Origin of the sequence: Porphyromonas uenonis DSM 23387 = JCM 13868 (genome assembly GCF_000482365.1) — a bacterium.
Lineage (GTDB): Bacteria > Bacteroidota > Bacteroidia > Bacteroidales > Porphyromonadaceae > Porphyromonas > Porphyromonas uenonis.
On record NZ_AXVC01000024.1, the window covers coordinates 26955 to 43255 of the forward strand.

General features: G+C 53.6%; 17 protein-coding genes. 1 reads left to right on the forward strand and 16 read right to left on the reverse strand.

Going from position 1 to position 16301, the window contains the following annotated elements:
- Window positions 1-79: 79 nt before the first annotated feature.
- The 13 genes from L215_RS0101920 to L215_RS0101980 form a co-directional block, all read right to left on the reverse strand.
- Window positions 80-1024: a hypothetical protein gene (locus L215_RS0101920; RefSeq protein WP_027451257.1), complete on the reverse strand. Its 945-nt coding sequence runs from the start codon at window positions 1022-1024 to the stop codon at window positions 80-82.
- Window positions 1025-2176, reverse strand: a complete 1152-nt coding sequence (locus L215_RS0101925; RefSeq protein ID WP_025883683.1) for a glycosyltransferase family 4 protein — start codon at window positions 2174-2176, stop codon at window positions 1025-1027. It abuts the gene before it with no gap.
- A 15-nt stretch (window positions 2177-2191) separates the two neighbouring features.
- The gene (locus tag L215_RS0101930; protein ID WP_025883684.1) at window positions 2192-2692 is read right to left on the reverse strand and encodes an RNA-binding S4 domain-containing protein; all 501 of its coding nucleotides are present in this window, start codon (window positions 2690-2692) and stop codon (window positions 2192-2194) included.
- A 7-nt stretch (window positions 2693-2699) separates the two neighbouring features.
- On the reverse strand, window positions 2700-3260 hold the full coding sequence (gene pth, locus L215_RS0101935; protein WP_025883686.1) for an aminoacyl-tRNA hydrolase: 561 nt from the start codon (window positions 3258-3260) through the stop codon (window positions 2700-2702).
- Window positions 3261-3314: 54 nt separating this feature from the next.
- Window positions 3315-4028, reverse strand: a complete 714-nt coding sequence (locus L215_RS0101940) for a C40 family peptidase (RefSeq protein ID WP_025883687.1) — start codon at window positions 4026-4028, stop codon at window positions 3315-3317.
- A gap of 264 nt (window positions 4029-4292) precedes the next feature.
- The gene (locus L215_RS0101945; protein WP_025883688.1) at window positions 4293-5954 is read right to left on the reverse strand and encodes a leucine-rich repeat domain-containing protein; all 1662 of its coding nucleotides are present in this window, start codon (window positions 5952-5954) and stop codon (window positions 4293-4295) included.
- 94 nt (window positions 5955-6048) lie between these two features.
- Complete coding sequence (locus tag L215_RS0101950) at window positions 6049-7164, reverse strand: ABC transporter permease (RefSeq protein WP_027451258.1); 1116 nt, start codon at window positions 7162-7164, stop codon at window positions 6049-6051.
- A 17-nt stretch (window positions 7165-7181) separates the two neighbouring features.
- The gene (locus L215_RS0101955) at window positions 7182-8318 is read right to left on the reverse strand and encodes an ABC transporter permease (RefSeq protein WP_025883689.1); all 1137 of its coding nucleotides are present in this window, start codon (window positions 8316-8318) and stop codon (window positions 7182-7184) included.
- Window positions 8319-8404: 86 nt separating this feature from the next.
- Window positions 8405-8962 (reverse strand): DJ-1 family glyoxalase III, encoded by a 558-nt coding sequence (locus L215_RS0101960; RefSeq protein WP_238296499.1) that lies wholly within the window; start codon window positions 8960-8962, stop codon window positions 8405-8407.
- Between the two features lie 59 nt (window positions 8963-9021).
- Window positions 9022-9807: an energy transducer TonB family protein gene (locus tag L215_RS0101965; protein ID WP_027451259.1), complete on the reverse strand. Its 786-nt coding sequence runs from the start codon at window positions 9805-9807 to the stop codon at window positions 9022-9024.
- A complete protein-coding gene (locus tag L215_RS0101970; RefSeq protein ID WP_025883692.1) occupies window positions 9800-10249 on the reverse strand; it encodes an ExbD/TolR family protein in 450 nt (149 codons plus the stop codon). The genes L215_RS0101965 and L215_RS0101970 overlap by 8 nt, the downstream gene beginning before the upstream one ends.
- Window positions 10250-10280: 31 nt before the next feature.
- Window positions 10281-10955: a MotA/TolQ/ExbB proton channel family protein gene (locus tag L215_RS0101975; protein ID WP_025883693.1), complete on the reverse strand. Its 675-nt coding sequence runs from the start codon at window positions 10953-10955 to the stop codon at window positions 10281-10283.
- A gap of 23 nt (window positions 10956-10978) precedes the next feature.
- Window positions 10979-11707: a pyridoxine 5'-phosphate synthase gene (locus tag L215_RS0101980; RefSeq protein WP_025883694.1), complete on the reverse strand. Its 729-nt coding sequence runs from the start codon at window positions 11705-11707 to the stop codon at window positions 10979-10981.
- A 160-nt stretch (window positions 11708-11867) separates the two neighbouring features.
- Between L215_RS0101980 and L215_RS0101985 the strand changes: the two genes are divergently transcribed.
- On the forward strand, window positions 11868-13082 hold the full coding sequence (locus L215_RS0101985; RefSeq protein WP_025883696.1) for a porin: 1215 nt from the start codon (window positions 11868-11870) through the stop codon (window positions 13080-13082).
- A gap of 393 nt (window positions 13083-13475) precedes the next feature.
- On the opposite strand, the gene L215_RS0101990 is transcribed toward L215_RS0101985, so the two are convergent.
- Genes L215_RS0101990 through L215_RS0102000 form a run of 3 tightly spaced genes read right to left on the reverse strand, consistent with a single transcriptional unit; the run spans window position 13476 to window position 16292 of the window.
- Entirely contained in the window at window positions 13476-14813 is a 1338-nt protein-coding gene (locus tag L215_RS0101990) for an MATE family efflux transporter (RefSeq protein WP_027451260.1), read from the reverse strand.
- 1 nt (window position 14814) lies between these two features.
- Window positions 14815-15717, reverse strand: a complete 903-nt coding sequence (gene rfbD, locus L215_RS0101995; RefSeq protein ID WP_025883506.1) for a dTDP-4-dehydrorhamnose reductase — start codon at window positions 15715-15717, stop codon at window positions 14815-14817.
- Complete coding sequence (locus tag L215_RS0102000) at window positions 15714-16292, reverse strand: DUF4924 family protein (RefSeq protein ID WP_025883507.1); 579 nt, start codon at window positions 16290-16292, stop codon at window positions 15714-15716. Before L215_RS0102000 ends, rfbD begins: the two co-directional genes overlap by 4 nt.
- Window positions 16293-16301: the final 9 nt, after the last annotated feature.

A 16301-nucleotide genomic window follows, 5' to 3' on the forward strand; every position in this document is an offset into this window, starting at 1 on the left:
ACTAAGACAGGACGATAGGAGCGATGCTTATGATATCAGCTTCGCTCCGCTAAGTGGGGCACGACAAACTAAGTTGGAGCTAGAGGACGACGAGGCCGGCGAGGAGGAGCTGCAGCGTCGTGACGAGGAGGACGAGGAGCGGGAGCAGGTAGCGCCACGCATAGCGGGAGAGCTGACCCGCCCAGGGAGTGATCGGTATGATGACCAGCGGCACGGCCAGGAGAAGCGTGGAGCGCATCGTCTCTGCCTGTACCAGTGCCAGCAGGAGGACGAAGGTAGTCATCAGGAGTAGCGCTCTCTGTCGGTACCAGGTGACGACGTGACTGCCTCCACGAATGCTTTCCAGCCCGATACGCGCTATAATAAGCAGCAGGGCTATGACGCCCCACCCTATCCACTCGAATGGCGTAGCAGGGCTCAGAATGATCTGTAGCTGTGCGTAGAGGTTTAGTAGTGGCGTAGCACCTCTCCAGAGATAGAGCGTAGGCAGTACGAGCCAGAGTATCGCCATGAAGCCACAGAGATAGGCGAGGTAGGCGCGCAGGCGACGCACCTTCATCAAGGCAAGGAGCGACAAGCTCAGCGGTACGATCAGAAGCAACGGGGGGTAGAGTAGTACGGCAATGCCCATCATGAGTCCTGCGAGGGTGAGCGTCTGGCGCCGGTCAGGACGATTGTAGCAGAGCATCTGCAGGTATAGCGATATGAGCAGCACGGGGAGCGCCCAGACAGACCAGCTGAGCGTAAAGAATGTGGTCAGTGGCACCAAGAGCAATGCCTGCAGGAGCAGTAAGAGCGATCGCTGACGGGGCGTGATGAGGAGGAGCTGTATGGCTATGCGGTCTGATAGTACTAGGGTAGCTACGAGTGCCAAGGAGTGAGAGACAAAGCCCACAAGCAGTGCTGTACTATCAAGCTCTGGAGCGAGCAAGTACCACTGTATCATGGCACAGAGTAGCCAGACGACTACCATCGTAAGGAGTGCCAGCGGTGCGGGGAGCGAACTTCTATAGCGTTGTATCATCTACTTATAGCGCTCAGCGATCAAACTATCTAGATAGCCATCTAGCTGCGACATGTATTGGTCGAAAGTGTAGGGCAGTAGCGAATGCCTCGTGACTCCATCACGCCGCTCCCCTATCAATTTATAGAGATGCCGCAAAGCTCGTGCTATATCCTCCGTATCTAGTGGGTTCAGCTGGTACCCCTCCCGCTCAGAACGAATGAGTGTGCAGGAGCCAGCCACCTCGCTCACCGCTACGGGCATACCAAGCTCGAGCGCCTCGGCGACCGTCGCGCCAAAAGGTTCGTACGTACTAGGCAGTACCAGCGCATCCCCGAGGCCGTAGTGCGCATAGAGGTCTCTCCCCTGTTGCTTTCCTGCGAAGGTAATCCGCTCCTCTAGCTTGAGCATCGTAGCTTGCTGACGTAGCTCTGCGTCCATCGGTCCATCGCCCACCATCAGCAGCTGGAGGTCTAGCCCTTCGTCGATAAGTAATTTGAAAGCGTCTAGCAGGCGCGGCAAGTTCTTTACCTTATCGAGCCGCCCCACGTAGAGGATTATCGCCCGCCCGTCAGGGATAGCGTAGCGAGAGCGCAGTGCTGCGGTCTCTGCCTGCGCTAGAGCCACCTGTCGCTGCAAGTATTGCTCATCTTGGACGATCGGCAAGTAGTGCCACTTCGATAGCTCCCCACGGCACATATCTCGGTATAGATCTTTCGCTTGCTCGTTGCAGAGTATCACCCCATCAATGCGATCTAGGAGCCAGCGCTTAGACCAAAATGATGAATCCCGCAGCGTAGCCTCAGCCATGACCATATTGTCATCGCACATAGAGACGAGACGTGGTAGGGGACGTGCGGAGCGTCCACGCAGTAGGTAGAGCATCCCCGTCAGGAGATTGAACTCGCTACAGAGGATCAAGTCATACGGCTTGCGCAAGATGCGCAGTAGCTCGGGGCGCAGATTGGGTAGGAGACGGCTCCCAGGGGCTAATAGCTTATAGTCAAACTGTATTCGCCCGCCTTGCAGTGAGAGGTTGAAGTCTTGTTCCAACGGCTGACCATACTCCAAGTATAGCTCAGCGTCGTACCGCTTCGTCAGGTGAGAGAAGAGGTCTATCCGATAGGGAGCCAGCGCTCTGTGGATGATCAGTATGCGAGGCGTGTGCTGCATCTTGTCCTAAGGAGCTTACCAGTTGTCCCAGTCGAGGAGATCTGATGAGGGATTGTCTTGCTCCTCATCATAGTCGAGAGACTCATCATAGTCCAGAGGCTCATCGCTCCAATCCTCTAAGGGTTCTGTCTCGACGACAGGCGCCTGGAGAAACTGCTCTAGATCACGTCGCTCACGCTTGGTCGGTCTGCCGAGCCCTTGAGCTCGATCCACATAGCCCGACATGCGCTTGAGCTCCAGTAGCTCATATTGCTCAGGTGGCGTCACATTGAGGATATACTCAGGGACGAGCTTGGCACCCATACGGTTGGCTGTGGTCTGTAGCACCTTAAAGGATAGCGTCACCGGAGGCTTGCGCACCGATATGATGTCGCCCATCATGACCATCTTGGCGGGCTTGGCGGTCACATCATTGATCGCCACACGACCTTTCCGACAGGCGTCCTGAGCTATGGAGCGCGTCTTGAAGAGGCGCACCGCCCAGAGGAAGCTATCGATCCGTACAGGTCTGCTCATAGCTTGACTAGTTAAAGCTATTCATCGTCCGCTCCACACCTATCAGGCAGAAGCTCTGAATCATCTCATCGGTACGCTCTAGGAGGCGAGGCATGTCGGCCAGCTCCCCCTCGGGAAACTGCGCCAGCACATACTCTATCTGCTTACCCCTCGGGTAGTCATGTCCTATGCCAAAGCGTAGTCGTGGATAGCGATCCGTGCCGAGTAGCTCGGTGATATGCTTGAGACCATTGTGCCCGCCTGCACTACCGCCCGGCTTCATACGAAGCGTGCCGAAGGGGAGTGCCAGATCATCGAGACAGATGAGTATGTTTTCTATCGGCAAGCCTAGCTCCCGCATCCAGTAGCGCACAGCTGTGCCACTAAGGTTCATATAGGTAGATGGCTTGAGGAGCGTCAGCTGGACATTCTTAATGCGTCCCGAGGCTATCTCCCCATGGCGAGCCGTAGACCAGGTCCATCCCTGCTGGTCAGCAAGATGGCTCACCATACGGAAGCCTATGTTGTGTCTCGTGCCACGATACTCCTCTGTAGGATTACCGAGCCCGACGATTAGATATTGATTCATATTGCGATAGATATCAATGAGCGCGAGACCGCATCGCTCAGTCTCACAGAGAGCCTATCTGCGCCACTGCATAGGGCCACCTACAGGTATCTCTGGTAGGAGGCTCTCGCGGTCTATATCTACGGGATTGATATTATGGTTAGGCGCAATGGGTGAGAGCTTTGGCTCGGGCACCATAACCGACCCCTCCTCGATCAGCTTATTCATCTCAGGCACACGCCCAGCACTGAGATAGCGACTAGAGAAGTAGGCACTACGTCCGAGCCGCTCGATGATGATACCACGGCTATTGGTACTGTGCATCATGACAAGATCGCCATCGACGACATCGATAACCATCGCCACATGACCCACACGACCGCTACCACGATTACGCCCTGTGAAGAAGAGCAAGTCTCCTGGTAGTACATCCTCCTTCTTAACTGGCTTGACATATTTAGCCTGTGTAGCAGAGCCACGTGGCACCGTGATGCCATATCGTGAGTAGACGTATGATACGAAGCCCGAGCAGTCCATCCGCCAGGGCAAATTGCCTCTATAGCCGTACGGCTTACCTAGTAGTTCTTTGCCTGTGTCGATCAAGTCAGCGACCAGTTCATCGTGAGCCGTCTGAGCCTTGCTCCCCACCACACGCTGTATGGGAGGGCGCTTCAGTATAGGGCGCTTAGAGGTCGTACCGCTGGGACTCTTGGCTGCGCATTGACTTAGGAACAATGCGAGCAGGAAGGTGCTTAGGAGCAGTCTGATAGATCTAGGTTTATAACTCATCCAGTATGTTTTTGTAGCTACGGATAGCTATACATTCGGGACAAAGGTACTAATTTCCCCCAGCAAAAACAAATGAGCCGTTACCAATCGCCCGCGAAATCTCACGAGGAGACTGTTGACTTTTGCAACAGTCTCACGAGGTAATGGCCATTTTCTCGGTGGAAAACGAAAAGGCACCACCGAGGAATTGTTCGATTTCCTCGATGGTGCCCTCTAGAGAGCTAGTGCCTATGGTGCGACTGGCACGATAGGCGGTGCGGGATGTTACCTCTTGACAAACTTGTAGGTGGCGTCTCCTAGCTGTACGATGTAAGCGCCTTGAGGCAGATAGCCTACGTAGATTGAGCTGTCCTCATGGTCGTACACTTCGCTCATAACCTCCTCGCCTAGCAGATTATAAACTTTGAGCATAGTAGCGGGAAGCTCCTCAGCGAGACGAATATGGAGGCACTGATCCAGGACGCTGTAGTAGACTGCTGTCTTAGCCTTGACTGGTTGCGCTACGGGGTATGGCTGTGGGTCACCTGCATTACCAGTCATAAGCACCCATCCCTTGCCGGTTGCTATATTTACTTGATCGTCTGTGATGATGTTCTTCTCATCGACCTCCATAGTGTCAATGGCGATGAATCGACCAGCTGCGAGGAAGCTTGCATCCAGTAGCTCGAACTTAGGGATAGACTCCACAATCACCTGCATAGCTGGCTCAGCGATTTCGTTGACAGAGATGTCAGCGTACTGAAGCTCCTTACAAGCTGAGAAGTCTAGCTTGGTAAGTTTGTTCTCAAAGGCGATGAAGTCTCGTAGCTTGGGTGTCTTCGTCAGATCTAGCTCGGTGAGCTCATTCCTCTCGCAGTAGAAGCGACGTATCATCGGATTATGAGAGAGATCTACCTTCTTAAATCCACAGCGCGCTAGATTGATATACTCCAGCTTGGTGTTCTTCGAGAAGTCTGGATCCTTTAGCCCGCTGATGCCCTTGATGGTAAACATCTTTAGCTCGGGAAGACCCGAGAGGAAGTCAATTGAAGAGATCTTCTTGTTGTTATTGAGGTTCAGCTCCTCTAGTAGCGGATTCTTAGACAGATCTAGCGTGGTCAGCTTATTCCCCCCGAGGTGTAGCTTCTTGAGCTTAGGGTTTTTAGTGACGTCTAGTGACTCCAGTCCTATTAGGTCAGCCTTGAAGACCTCTAGATTAGGTAGCATAGAGAGATCTACGGTCTTGAGATCATAATTCTGACTGCACTGTATGAAGGTAAGCTCGGGACACTTAGAGAGGTCTAGTGCCTGGATGTCTGTCTTCTCACAGAGAAGCTCCTTTAGCTTGGGATTGTGTGTTAGATCGAGTGTACCAAGCTTATTGCCTGAAAGCACTGCCACCTCAAGCTCTGGTAGCTGAGAGAGATCGATGGATGTGAGTTGACAAAGCTGTACGCCAAGCTGTTTGAGCTTAGGATTCTTAGAGAGGTCTAGTCTTGAGATCAGGGTTGAGTAGCAGAATAGCATCTCGAGGTTAGGCTGACCAGTTACGTCGAGCTTCTTAATGACCGTCTGGTAGCACCATAGCTCCTTGAGCGTATTGATCTTGGAGAGATCGATGGATGTGAGAGCGGTCTTACTGAGATTGAGATAGGTGATAGGACCGTAGATCGTTGTCTTGGTTAGACTCTTGGGAAAGTTGATAATGCTCTTCTCAACTCCCTTCGGAATCTTCTCGTTGTCTTGGCACTGACCGTCACCATTGAGGTCTATCCAGCAGCCGTCTTCGGGAGCTGTGACGCGCATAAGCAGAGCGGCGTTTTCGTCTTCGGTGGTGAAGGTTAGATCAATGCTTGGCGCAGTCAGAGGTGCCTGAGCTTTCGTCTGTGTGGCTACTCCTAGCAGTGCCATAGCGAGGAGTAGGAGCAAAGTGTAGTTTTTCTTCATATGATTATAGTGTCTGTAGTAATTAGTCTGTATCAGAGTTAGCCTTCCAAAGATACAAAAAGAAAGTGGGATAGAAACTCTTAAGCCTCGGCGGCTAGGCGCGCTTGCGGTAGGTGAGGATGGCGGCGGTGGCGTTGACCACGGCAAAGACGGAGAGCGCCGTCAGCTCGCGCCACAGCTCGGTGAAGCCGACTGGCTTGAGGTAGTAGGTGCGCATCAGGATACTGTAGTGCGTGAAGGGGTGCGACACGGCCAGGGCGCGTGCCCACGACGGCATTCCCTCAATCGGTGTGAAGAGCCCGCCGAGCAGGATGAAGAACATCAAGACGAAGAAGAAGGAAAACATCGCCTGCTGCTGTGTATGCGCAAAGTTGGTGATAAAGAGTCCGAGCCCACTCATAGCGAGGACGTAAAGCATGGTGCCGACGATCATCATCCCGACATTGCCTTGAGGCCACAAGCCGTACAGCAGTCCGACGATAGGGTGCGCTAGGAAGACCATGAATATCGATATGACGATATAGGGGAGCGCCTTGGAGAGCATGAAGATGAGCGGGTGGATCGGCGTGACGTTCATCTGCTCGATGGTGCCGACCTCCTTCTCCTGCACCATATTAAGCGCTGGGAGGATGAATGCGGTCATCGTAATGAGCATGGCGACGAGGCCTGGGATGATGTAGTTCTTGTAGTTTATCTGAGGATTGTAGCGATTGACCTCGACGATGCGGATCGGTATGGTGGCTAGCTCCTCTATTCCCGTTGACTCGTTGAGCTGGGTGACGAACTGCTGTACGATCTGCTGCGTGTAGCCTCCTGCGACGGCACCTTTTGTAGCGTTAAAGGCGTTGATCCTTGCCTCGATCTGAGACTTTTGATAGCGCATGAGCTGCTCCTCAAAGCGTGGCGGGATGGTGATGATGAGATCCGCCTGACCGTCCTCTATGAGTTTCATACCTTCCTGAAGGGTGGGGGGAAGCTTTCCCTGCCAAGCATTGACAAAGTAACCCGAGCTGAAGAACTGCTCTTGCAACCTCTGCGACAGCGACGTGTGGTCGTGGTCGATGACGACGGTCTGGAGGTTCTTGATATCCGTAGTCGTGGCAAAGGGGAGGAGCATCAAGACGACGATAGGGTACATGACGACCATCCCGAGTAGCAACCTATTGCGGAGGAGGTTGTATATCTCTTTGCGTATGAGAGCTAGTAGCATAGGATATCAGGGAGGGTTTACTCTAGTTTCTTCTTAAAGTTGAGCAGAGCTAGGATGACTAGCACGACGCTCATGCCGATCATGATGAGAGCTTCCCAAAGGATCGAGGACCAGCCGAGCCCTTGTATCATCAGTTTCTTGACCGCTATGGAGTACCAGGTGGCGGGGATGGCTCGTGCGAAGTATTGTAGCAGTATCGGCATGCTCTCAATCGGGAAGAACATGCCCGAGAGCATCGCCACGGGGAGTAAGAGTCCAGCGCCGCTGATGAGCATGGCGGCGGTTTGATTGTCCGTGATGGTGCTGATGAGCATACCGAGGAGGAGCGACACGAGGATGAAGAGGAGCGACACGAAGAAGATGGCACTCACTGACCCTAGCAGTGGTACTCCCAGCACGAAGCGTGACAAGAGTAAGATGGTGACCACGTTGAAAATGCTCAGCGTGAAGTAGGGAACGGTCTTGGAGAGCAGGATGGTGATCGGATTGACGGGCGAAGTGAGTAGGACCTCCATAGAGCCAAACTCTTTCTCACGAACGATCGATACGGAGGTCATCAAGGCGCAGATAATCATCAGGACCAAGCTCATGACGCCTGGCACGAAGTAGTAGGGCGCCCGCATCTCGGGGTTGTAGAGTAAGGTCGTAAAGGTCTCTATCTGGTAAGGTCTTCGCTCTGCCATGCGCATAGCTATGAGCGCACCAAACTGCTCGAGGTACTGCTGCACGGTCGTGTAGATGATCCCCTGTATCTGCGCACTGATAAGCGCCGAGGTATTGGGATCGCTCGCATCTAGGCGGAGCTGAACCGTAGGCTCGGTGCCTGCGAGCAGCTCTTTGTCTATGTCGTTCGGAAGGACGACGATGACGTGCGCTGCGCCTGTGCGTAGCGCTTCGTCCATATCTTTGTGCGGAGTGATCAAGCTGACGGAGCCTACCGCGTCGCTCTCGTCAAGGTGCGTGAAGAGACTCTCAACGAAAGGGGTGCGCGTCGGGGTCGCCACGACCACATCGATCTGCTTCACCTCGGAGGTGAGCGCAAAGCCGAAGGCTAGCACCAAGACGATGGGCATGCCTATCAAGAGCATCAGCGTGAGCGGATCCCTGAAGATGTGGATGAACTCCTTACGGACGAACTTGAAGAAGACGCGCATGATTGGCTGTTGGCCGTTAGCTGTTGGCTGTTAGCTAGTGGCACTAGTGCTCCTAGTGACACTAGAGCCACTAGGAGACTAGATGACTAGAGTTTGTACAGAAAGCCGGCGGCGACTTGCTCAGCGGCCTTACGACCCGCTACCTCCTCGAGTAGTCTGAAGGCAAAAGGTAGCGCCAGCGCTGGACCACGTCCCGTGACAATGTGGCCGCACACCTCTACGTCGGCACCAGTCAAGACGAAGCCAGTCACCTGCTCCTCAATGCCTGGATAGCAGGTCGCACGCATCTTGCCATCGCCTATGCCAGCAGCGCCTAGTACGCGTGGGGAGGCGCAGATAGCAGCGATCGTACCGCCAGCCTTGTGCTGATGACGTATCAACTCGAGCAGAGGTTCACACTCATTGAGCTTGGTCATTCCGCCAGGTAGTGCGATAGCCTTGGGGAGCGCTCCGCTCTGTAGCTCCTCGAGTAGCATATCCGCTTGGATAGTTACGTCATGTGAGCCTCTTACAGCGAGAGAGCCTGTGATAGATACCGTGGTAACGGGTTGATTGCCACGTCTTAGTACGTCAATTATGGCGAGTGCCTCAACCTCTTCGAAGCCTTCTGCGAGGAAGACTAGTATATTGTTCATGTTACTCATACTGTTTGTTCTAAAGTTCCTAGGTAATTAAGAGTTTCTTGTCCAGGTTGCTCAGGAAGCTAGCCCTTGACATCAAAGTGATAGGTGATCGTCCCCTTTTGGTCAGGGACTCCTCCCACAGCGTTAAAGCGAGTCTTACGAGCCGCCTGAAGAGCTGCCGAGCGAAGCTTGCTATCCACCACGTTGGTACCACGCAAGCGCACCTCAGCGTTGGTCACCTTCCCAGCGGCGTTCACCGTAATCTCGACGACGACCGTACCACGTATGTCGGGTACGCGTGTCGGCATGACAGGTCGTCCGCCATTGCCTACGATCGAGCGCCCTTCCAGCGACCATCCAGCCGAGGAGCCCGCATTTCCCTTGTCAGCGACACCACTACCCGCGTCACTCTTGCCCGTACCAGACTCAGAGCCAGTCGGCTTCTTGCGGTCAAATAGCCCAGCCACCTTGTTATCCACCTCACGCTCGGAAGGAGCTGCCGGCTTCTGCACAGGCTTTGGCGTCTTCTTGGTCGTTATAGAGCGGACAGGCGTAGGCGTAGGACGTGGCGTAGGCGTAGCCTCAGGAGCTTTGGGTGCTTGTTGCTGCGGAGGCGTAGGCTGTGCGCTCTCAGAGGCGGCAGAGGCTGGACGAGCCGAGGTCGATGCTGCGACTAGGTCGCCCTGCTGCTCGATCTTGTCGCCAAAGTCTGGATCTACGCCGACGGAGATCCATATCTCCTTGTCTCTCGTACGCTCTTGCTTAGAGGCACCCATACTGAGCCAAAAGAGCAAGCCCACGACGAGTAGATGTAGCAGCAATGCTACACCTCCAGCGATCCATCTATCATAGCGCACCTTAGACATCTGTCTCCGTACTATTATCTTGTAAAGCTTCCGTCGCCAAGATCATACGTAGCCCAGCGGTAGCCGAGGCGTTGAGTACCTTGACGATCTCACCATACGACACTGATTTGTCGGCATAGAGGACTACGTAAGGATCTTCCTCCTCGTCGTGCGCAGCCCCTATCTCGTAGAGTCTAGCCTCCAGCTCCTCGACAGGTAGTAGCGTCGCCTCAGGCGCACTCTCTGTGGATATGTAGTAGTAGCCCTCCGCATCGATCGTGACGCGCGCTACAGGCTCTTGCGTTGTGGCGGTAGACTGCGAGGAGGGTAGGTTCACCTTGATCGCATTGGGTACCACCAGCGTGCTGACCACCATAAAGAAGATCAGCAGCAGGAAGATGACATCGGTCATCGATGCCATGCTAAATACAGATATATGCTTACTGCGTCTCTTGATACTCATGAGCTTAGATTAAGGGGTGTAGCACGATCGCTTACAGTTCGTTGATTACGTCCATAAAGTCTAGCGTGTTAGCCTCTAGACGATTGACGATGCGGTTGATCTGTCCGACCAAATAGTTGTAGAGGAAGAGCGTCACGATACCGACGATCAGACCGCCCACCGTCGTGACCAGCGCTTGGTAGATACCGCTCGAGAGGAGCGACACATCGATACCGCCAGGTGCATTAGCTAGGTCAAAGAAAGCCTGCACCATACCAGTCACCGTACCGAGGAAACCGATCATCGGAGCCCCCGCAGCGATCGTCGCTAGCAGAGGTAGTCCACGCTCGAGACGTCCCACCTCGTAGGAGCCTACGTTTTCGATAGCGGGGAGTACCTCAGAGGCAGGTTGACCGAGACGCTTGAGTCCCTTTTCGATCATGTGCGCCTCGGGGGTGTTCTTCTCTTTGCAAAGAGCTATTGCACTATCTTTGCGCCCCATATGGAGATAGTCTTTGATGCGTGCGATAAGAGAGTCGTCAGGACGATTGACCTTGCGCAGCTCAATATACTTAGCTACAAAAACGTAGATAGCGACGAGCGAGAGGAGCAGAAGGACGATCATAATCCATCCACCAGCGCACGCCAGCTCCCATAGAGACATCGTAGCGGGTTCGGTAGCTGTCTGATCAACTACTGTATTGGCAATCTGAAGTATAGGATACATAAGTGATTCTTGCAAAGGTATATTTATGAGTTAGAGTGAGCTTGTTTGAGATACTGTGCGATGGTCTCCTCGAGGCCTAGGTAAAGGGCATCGCTCATTAGCGCATGTCCTATGGAAACTTCATCTAGTGGTGTCACATGCTGGACGAAGTAGGCGAGGTTGTCACGACTTAGATCATGCCCCGCATTGACTCCTAAACCAACACGGTGAGCCACCCGGGCAGCCTCTGCAAAGGGAGCGACAATCACCTTCGGATCGCCACTCTGCGCCATCTGCGATGCGTAAGGCTCCGTATACAGCTCCACACGATCGGCACCAATCTCTGCGGCAGCCTCGATGTGTCGTGGATCAGTCCCGACGAAGAGCGAGACACGTATGCCGGCCTGCTTCAGACGCTCGATGATCGGCTTGAGGAAGTCACGACAATCAGCCACAGCCCAGCCACTATCGGAGGTGAGCGCATCAGGCTTGTCAGGTACGAGCGTCACCTGCTCAGGACGTACCGAGCAGACTAGATCGAGGAAGGAGTCGGAGGGGTAGCCCTCGATGTTGAACTCTGTGGTGACCACCTCTCTGAGGTCTCTCACATCTTGATAAGTGATGTGTCGCTCGTCAGGTCTAGGGTGTACTGTGATCCCCTCAGCACCATACTCCTGACAGCGTCTTGCTGCCAGTACTACATTGGGCGTATCACCGCCACGAGCGTTGCGGAGGGTCGCTATCTTGTTGATGTTAACGCTTAGTCTCGTCATCTATCATGTCAATCTATAGTTCCGATGCTACAAATATATAGCTTTCTAGCGAAATGGTCGCTTTAGACCAAACGCCAACTATCGATTAAGCTTCCATTTAGTAGCAGTCAGTCAATGCGAATATCCCTACCTTTGCACAAACTTCTAATCTCATAGACTTATGACTTCGAAAAAGCAGCAAAGACTTTTCTCTCTACTCGCTCTCGTTCTACTCCTCAGTAGTACGACTACTTACGCTCAGGAGCAGGTACGCTTTACCTTCACAGGCTTCATCCAGGCTATCGCTCAGTATGGCTCCGAGGGCGACTATATCAAGGTTGGCAATGTCACACCTCCTTACGACCAGCCCATCACGAGGATGGGAATACGTCGTGGACGACTCGCTACTCAAGCAACTTATGGTGACCTAGGCGCCAAGATCGAGATCAATGCTAGCGACCAAAAGATCTCTATCTTCAACGTCTATGCCGAGTACAAGCCCCACTGGGCTGAGGGAGCTTTCGTCAAGGGGGGACTAGCAACGATCGATTTCGGCTATGAGCTACCTTATAGTTCTAGCAAGCGAGCAGCCTTCGAGCGATCACTCTATATGGCCGATCTCTTCCCTGGAGATACCGACATGGGACTGATGGTCGGATACAAAGGAGCTCTAGACCCGAGCAAGCGGTGGCAACTTGAGTCGACACTCTCTATCCTAGCCGGCAATGGAGGCAAAGGAATGATGAAAAACAGCCCAGACCTAGCTCTACGCCTAGCTCTGACCGAGCAAGGTAGTAACCACAACATCAGCTTCGGACTATCAGGATATGGTGGATATCTACCAGCGACGGATGGATACTATGCCTTTGACAAGAAGACGGCTACCCTTAAGAAAGATCGCATGCTACGTGCTTACGGCGGTGCCTTCCTCACGAGCACGATCAAGCATCGAGGCGGGCAACTGATGATCACGACTGAGGGGATCATGGGTCTACAGCCTGGATGGCAAAACGCTAACCTAGCGGTGGGTCCCAAGGCTCCTGCTACTTTTGAAAACAATATCTTCGTACAGCGCCCCTTCATCGCTGGCATGGCACAGCTCGTGGAGCGTATCAAACCTGTGGACCTAGAGCTCTTCGGTCGGTACGCTTACTATGACCGCAATAGACACTTTGACCCAAAGGCTGAGCAAGATCTCAAGTTGAGCAATCTGACCGCACTGACCGAGGGACGCTCACATCAGCTTTCGACTGGGGTCAACTATTTCCTCCAGCAGGATCACCTGCGTCTGTCGCTTCAGTACGACTGCTTCCTACGTCAGCAGATCGAGCAGCAGGCACTCGTCGCTGCCAAGCCACTACACATGGTGACCGTAGGGGCGCAGTACAAATTCTAGCGACGCTCTCGACAGCCCATATATCATCATCTATATATGATATCTGTATAGCTTATTATCTATATCTACTCATGATGATGATGATGGTGCGTCAAATCTGTTCATAACTCCCACTGTGCAGGAGTTAATGACGCTAACATCTGATCCTCTCTAGCTGGCTCTGCTGGCTACTTAGAGGATATAAAAGAGCGAGACGATCGTGAGAAGTTACGGTCGTCTCGCTCTCTATCTGTACCTGTTCATAACTTGATCAAAACTGGTTGATAACTCAGCGGTAACTTATTTGGATAATTGAAATCTTTTCGTAGCTATACAACTTTCCGAGATAAGCAAATAAGTTAGCAGTGAGTTATTGACGAGTTATGAACAACTTTTTCAACAGGAAAAGGGGGGTTATGAACAGCTTGTTGACACCCTCATCGGACGCCCGTACCAGATCCCTGTGAGGATCCCCGTACGTACGAGTAGATAGCTGTCGAAAGCGATCCACAAGGCGGTCATACCGAGTGAATTATAGAGCAGATAGTAGAGGGCGAAGAAGACAATACTCGAGCCGATCATGGACCACTTGAGACCTGCTGAGCGGGTCGTGCCGGTGTAGATACCATCCCAGAGGAAGGCGCCGAAGCCTACCAGCGGGATTAGCGCTGCCCAGATATGATACTGCCTAGCGTAAGCGACGATCTCGTCATGACTGCTCAAGAAGCGGAGCAAGCCATCGGGATAGAGCGCGAAGAGGATGGTGGCGAGGAGTGATAAGACGATGCCGATGGCAAAGAGACGAAGGATAACCGCCCTGAGTAGGTCCATACGACCGGCGCCGTAGAAGCGTCCCGAGAGCGATTCACCTGCATAGGCGAAGCCATCCATAAAGTAGCTGAAGATGCTGAAGAACTGCATGAGCAAAGCATTCGCTCCTACGGCTATGGCACCTTCACGGACACCTGCATAGGTGAAGAAGAGCGTGATACTGCTGATCAGCAAGGAGCGAAGCATCAGATCCCGGCCGAGGATGAGGTAGCGTCCGTAACCTTTCGTATCGGTGAAGTGACTGAACCGCAGATGTCGCACGAGATAGCGATACTTAATGAGTAGGGTAGTGAGGAGTATCAGAGCCTGACTATACTGCGCCACGCAGGTACCGATAGCAAGTCCCTCGACACCCATCTGGTAATGGACGACGAGGGTATAGGAGACGAGGAAGTTGACCACCAGTGCGCTCATGGAGGCAATCATCGGGACACGACTGTTTTGCATTCCGATGAACCAGCCGTTGAGGGCGTAGATGAGCATTACCGCAGGGGCTGCGTCGAAGATGATTTGGATATATTGCTCTGCCTCTACGCCTAGTCGCTCGGCAGCACCGCCTGTGACGAGACCGCTCAGGAGCGTGGCAAAGGGGGAGATGATCAGTACGACGATGGTGCAGAGGAGAGCCATCGTGATGCCACGAGCCAGCTGACGATTGATGTCAGAGCTGTCTTGTCGACCATAAGCCTGAGCCACGAGTCCCGTCGTGCCTAAGCGTATGAAGCCAAAGAGCCAGTAGATCGTGTTGGTAATCGTGGCGGCTACGGTGACTGAGCCGATAGCTTCGGGGTGAGCCATGTGTCCCGCCAGTCCTACATCGATGAGCGAGTGCAGCGGGACGGTGATATTGGAGATGATGTTTGGGATCGTGAGCCACAGGATCTGGCGATTTAGACTTTGATCCTCTACCTTAGCGTGCATCTCAGTCTATAGCTATCTGTAGTTCGTCTTGCCACCGAGGAGGCGTGATGCCGTAACAAGCGGTAATCCTGTCGGTCGCTAGCACGCTGTAGGCGGGGCGCTCGGCTGCGGTGGGGTATTCAGCCGTTGGGATCGGAGTCAGTTGCGACAAGTCGTACGTAGGAACGTGCGTAGCGATCGCCTCATGGGCCAAGTCGTACCACGAGCAGATACCTCGGTCGGCATAGTGGAGTAGGGAAGTGCGAAAGCTTCGCTCCTTATCGTAGCAAGCAATGATCTCGCAGATGGCTCGTGCCAGCGAAAGTGCCGAGGTCGGCGAACCGATCTGATCGTTGACGACACGTAGCGCCTTCCCCTCGCGAGCGAGTCGTAGCATGGTGCGAACGAAGTTGTGTCCCCAGGGAGCCCAGAGCCACTGCGTGCGAATGACTAGATGCTGCTCAGCGGGATGCGTCGGGTGCATCAGGAGAGCCAGCTCACCCTGACGCTTGGTGCGACCGTAGAGGCTACGAGGATTGGTAGCGTCCTCCTCATGATAGGGTGTCCCTTGGCACCCATCGAAGACATAGTCGGTGCTGATCTGTATGATCGGCAGATGACTCTCCGCAAGCTGTGCAGGCAGTAGCGCATTGAGCGCTAGAAGGTCACGGTACTGTGCTTTGTTTTCGGCAAGATCCACCTGTGTGAAAGCAGCGCAGTTGACTATCATGGTCCAGTCGTGAGCTATAGCTTGCTCTTCCCAAAGCTTGATCGCTCGGGCTACAGACTCCGTGTCGGTATAGTCGAGCTGCTCGTGCGTATAGCTGACCAGTTCGTAAGGATTGCCCCGCTCTGCCAGCTCTCGTGTCAGACTTCGTCCCAGCTGTCCCGAAGCTCCGAGTAAGATGATACGCCCTCTGCTCATGACCGTGGCTTCTCTTGTGACTCCTCCTTGTGATGCTTGCGATGATACTCCTGATCAAGTAGTGCAAAAAGTGCGCTAATCTGCTGATAGATACGAGTATCGGTAGGGGAGTGTTCAGCTCCCTCTCCACTTCCCTGAGCCAGTCCACGTACCGTTGCATTATATAATATGGTGCAGAGGATCTCTACCTCGCCCATCTCCTTGGCGTGTGGATCCTTCGCTCTAAAGGCGACGATCGTCGGCAGGACTAGTATGTAGCACCCTTGGTAGACGATGTTGCGCTCGTCCTGGCTCACCTTCTTGTGTATCGCTTCGCACTCAGCCATCAGCTGTTTCGTGACAGGAGCGTGCTGACCGCTGAGGATCTGCGCTACCGACGCCTCGCTGAGTAGCTCTTTCATCAAGTTTTGTCGCCAAGGGTCTGACTGCATCAGATGCTGTTGCAATAGTTCGAGCGGTTGCTGCTGGCGAGTGAGGATACGTACACTCTCCTCGGCGATCCATAGATGTATGATCTGAGCGGTGTACTCAGGTACGTCAGGTAGTAGCCCAGGAGTGTTGGCTTCGTTGGTCATAGTATCGGA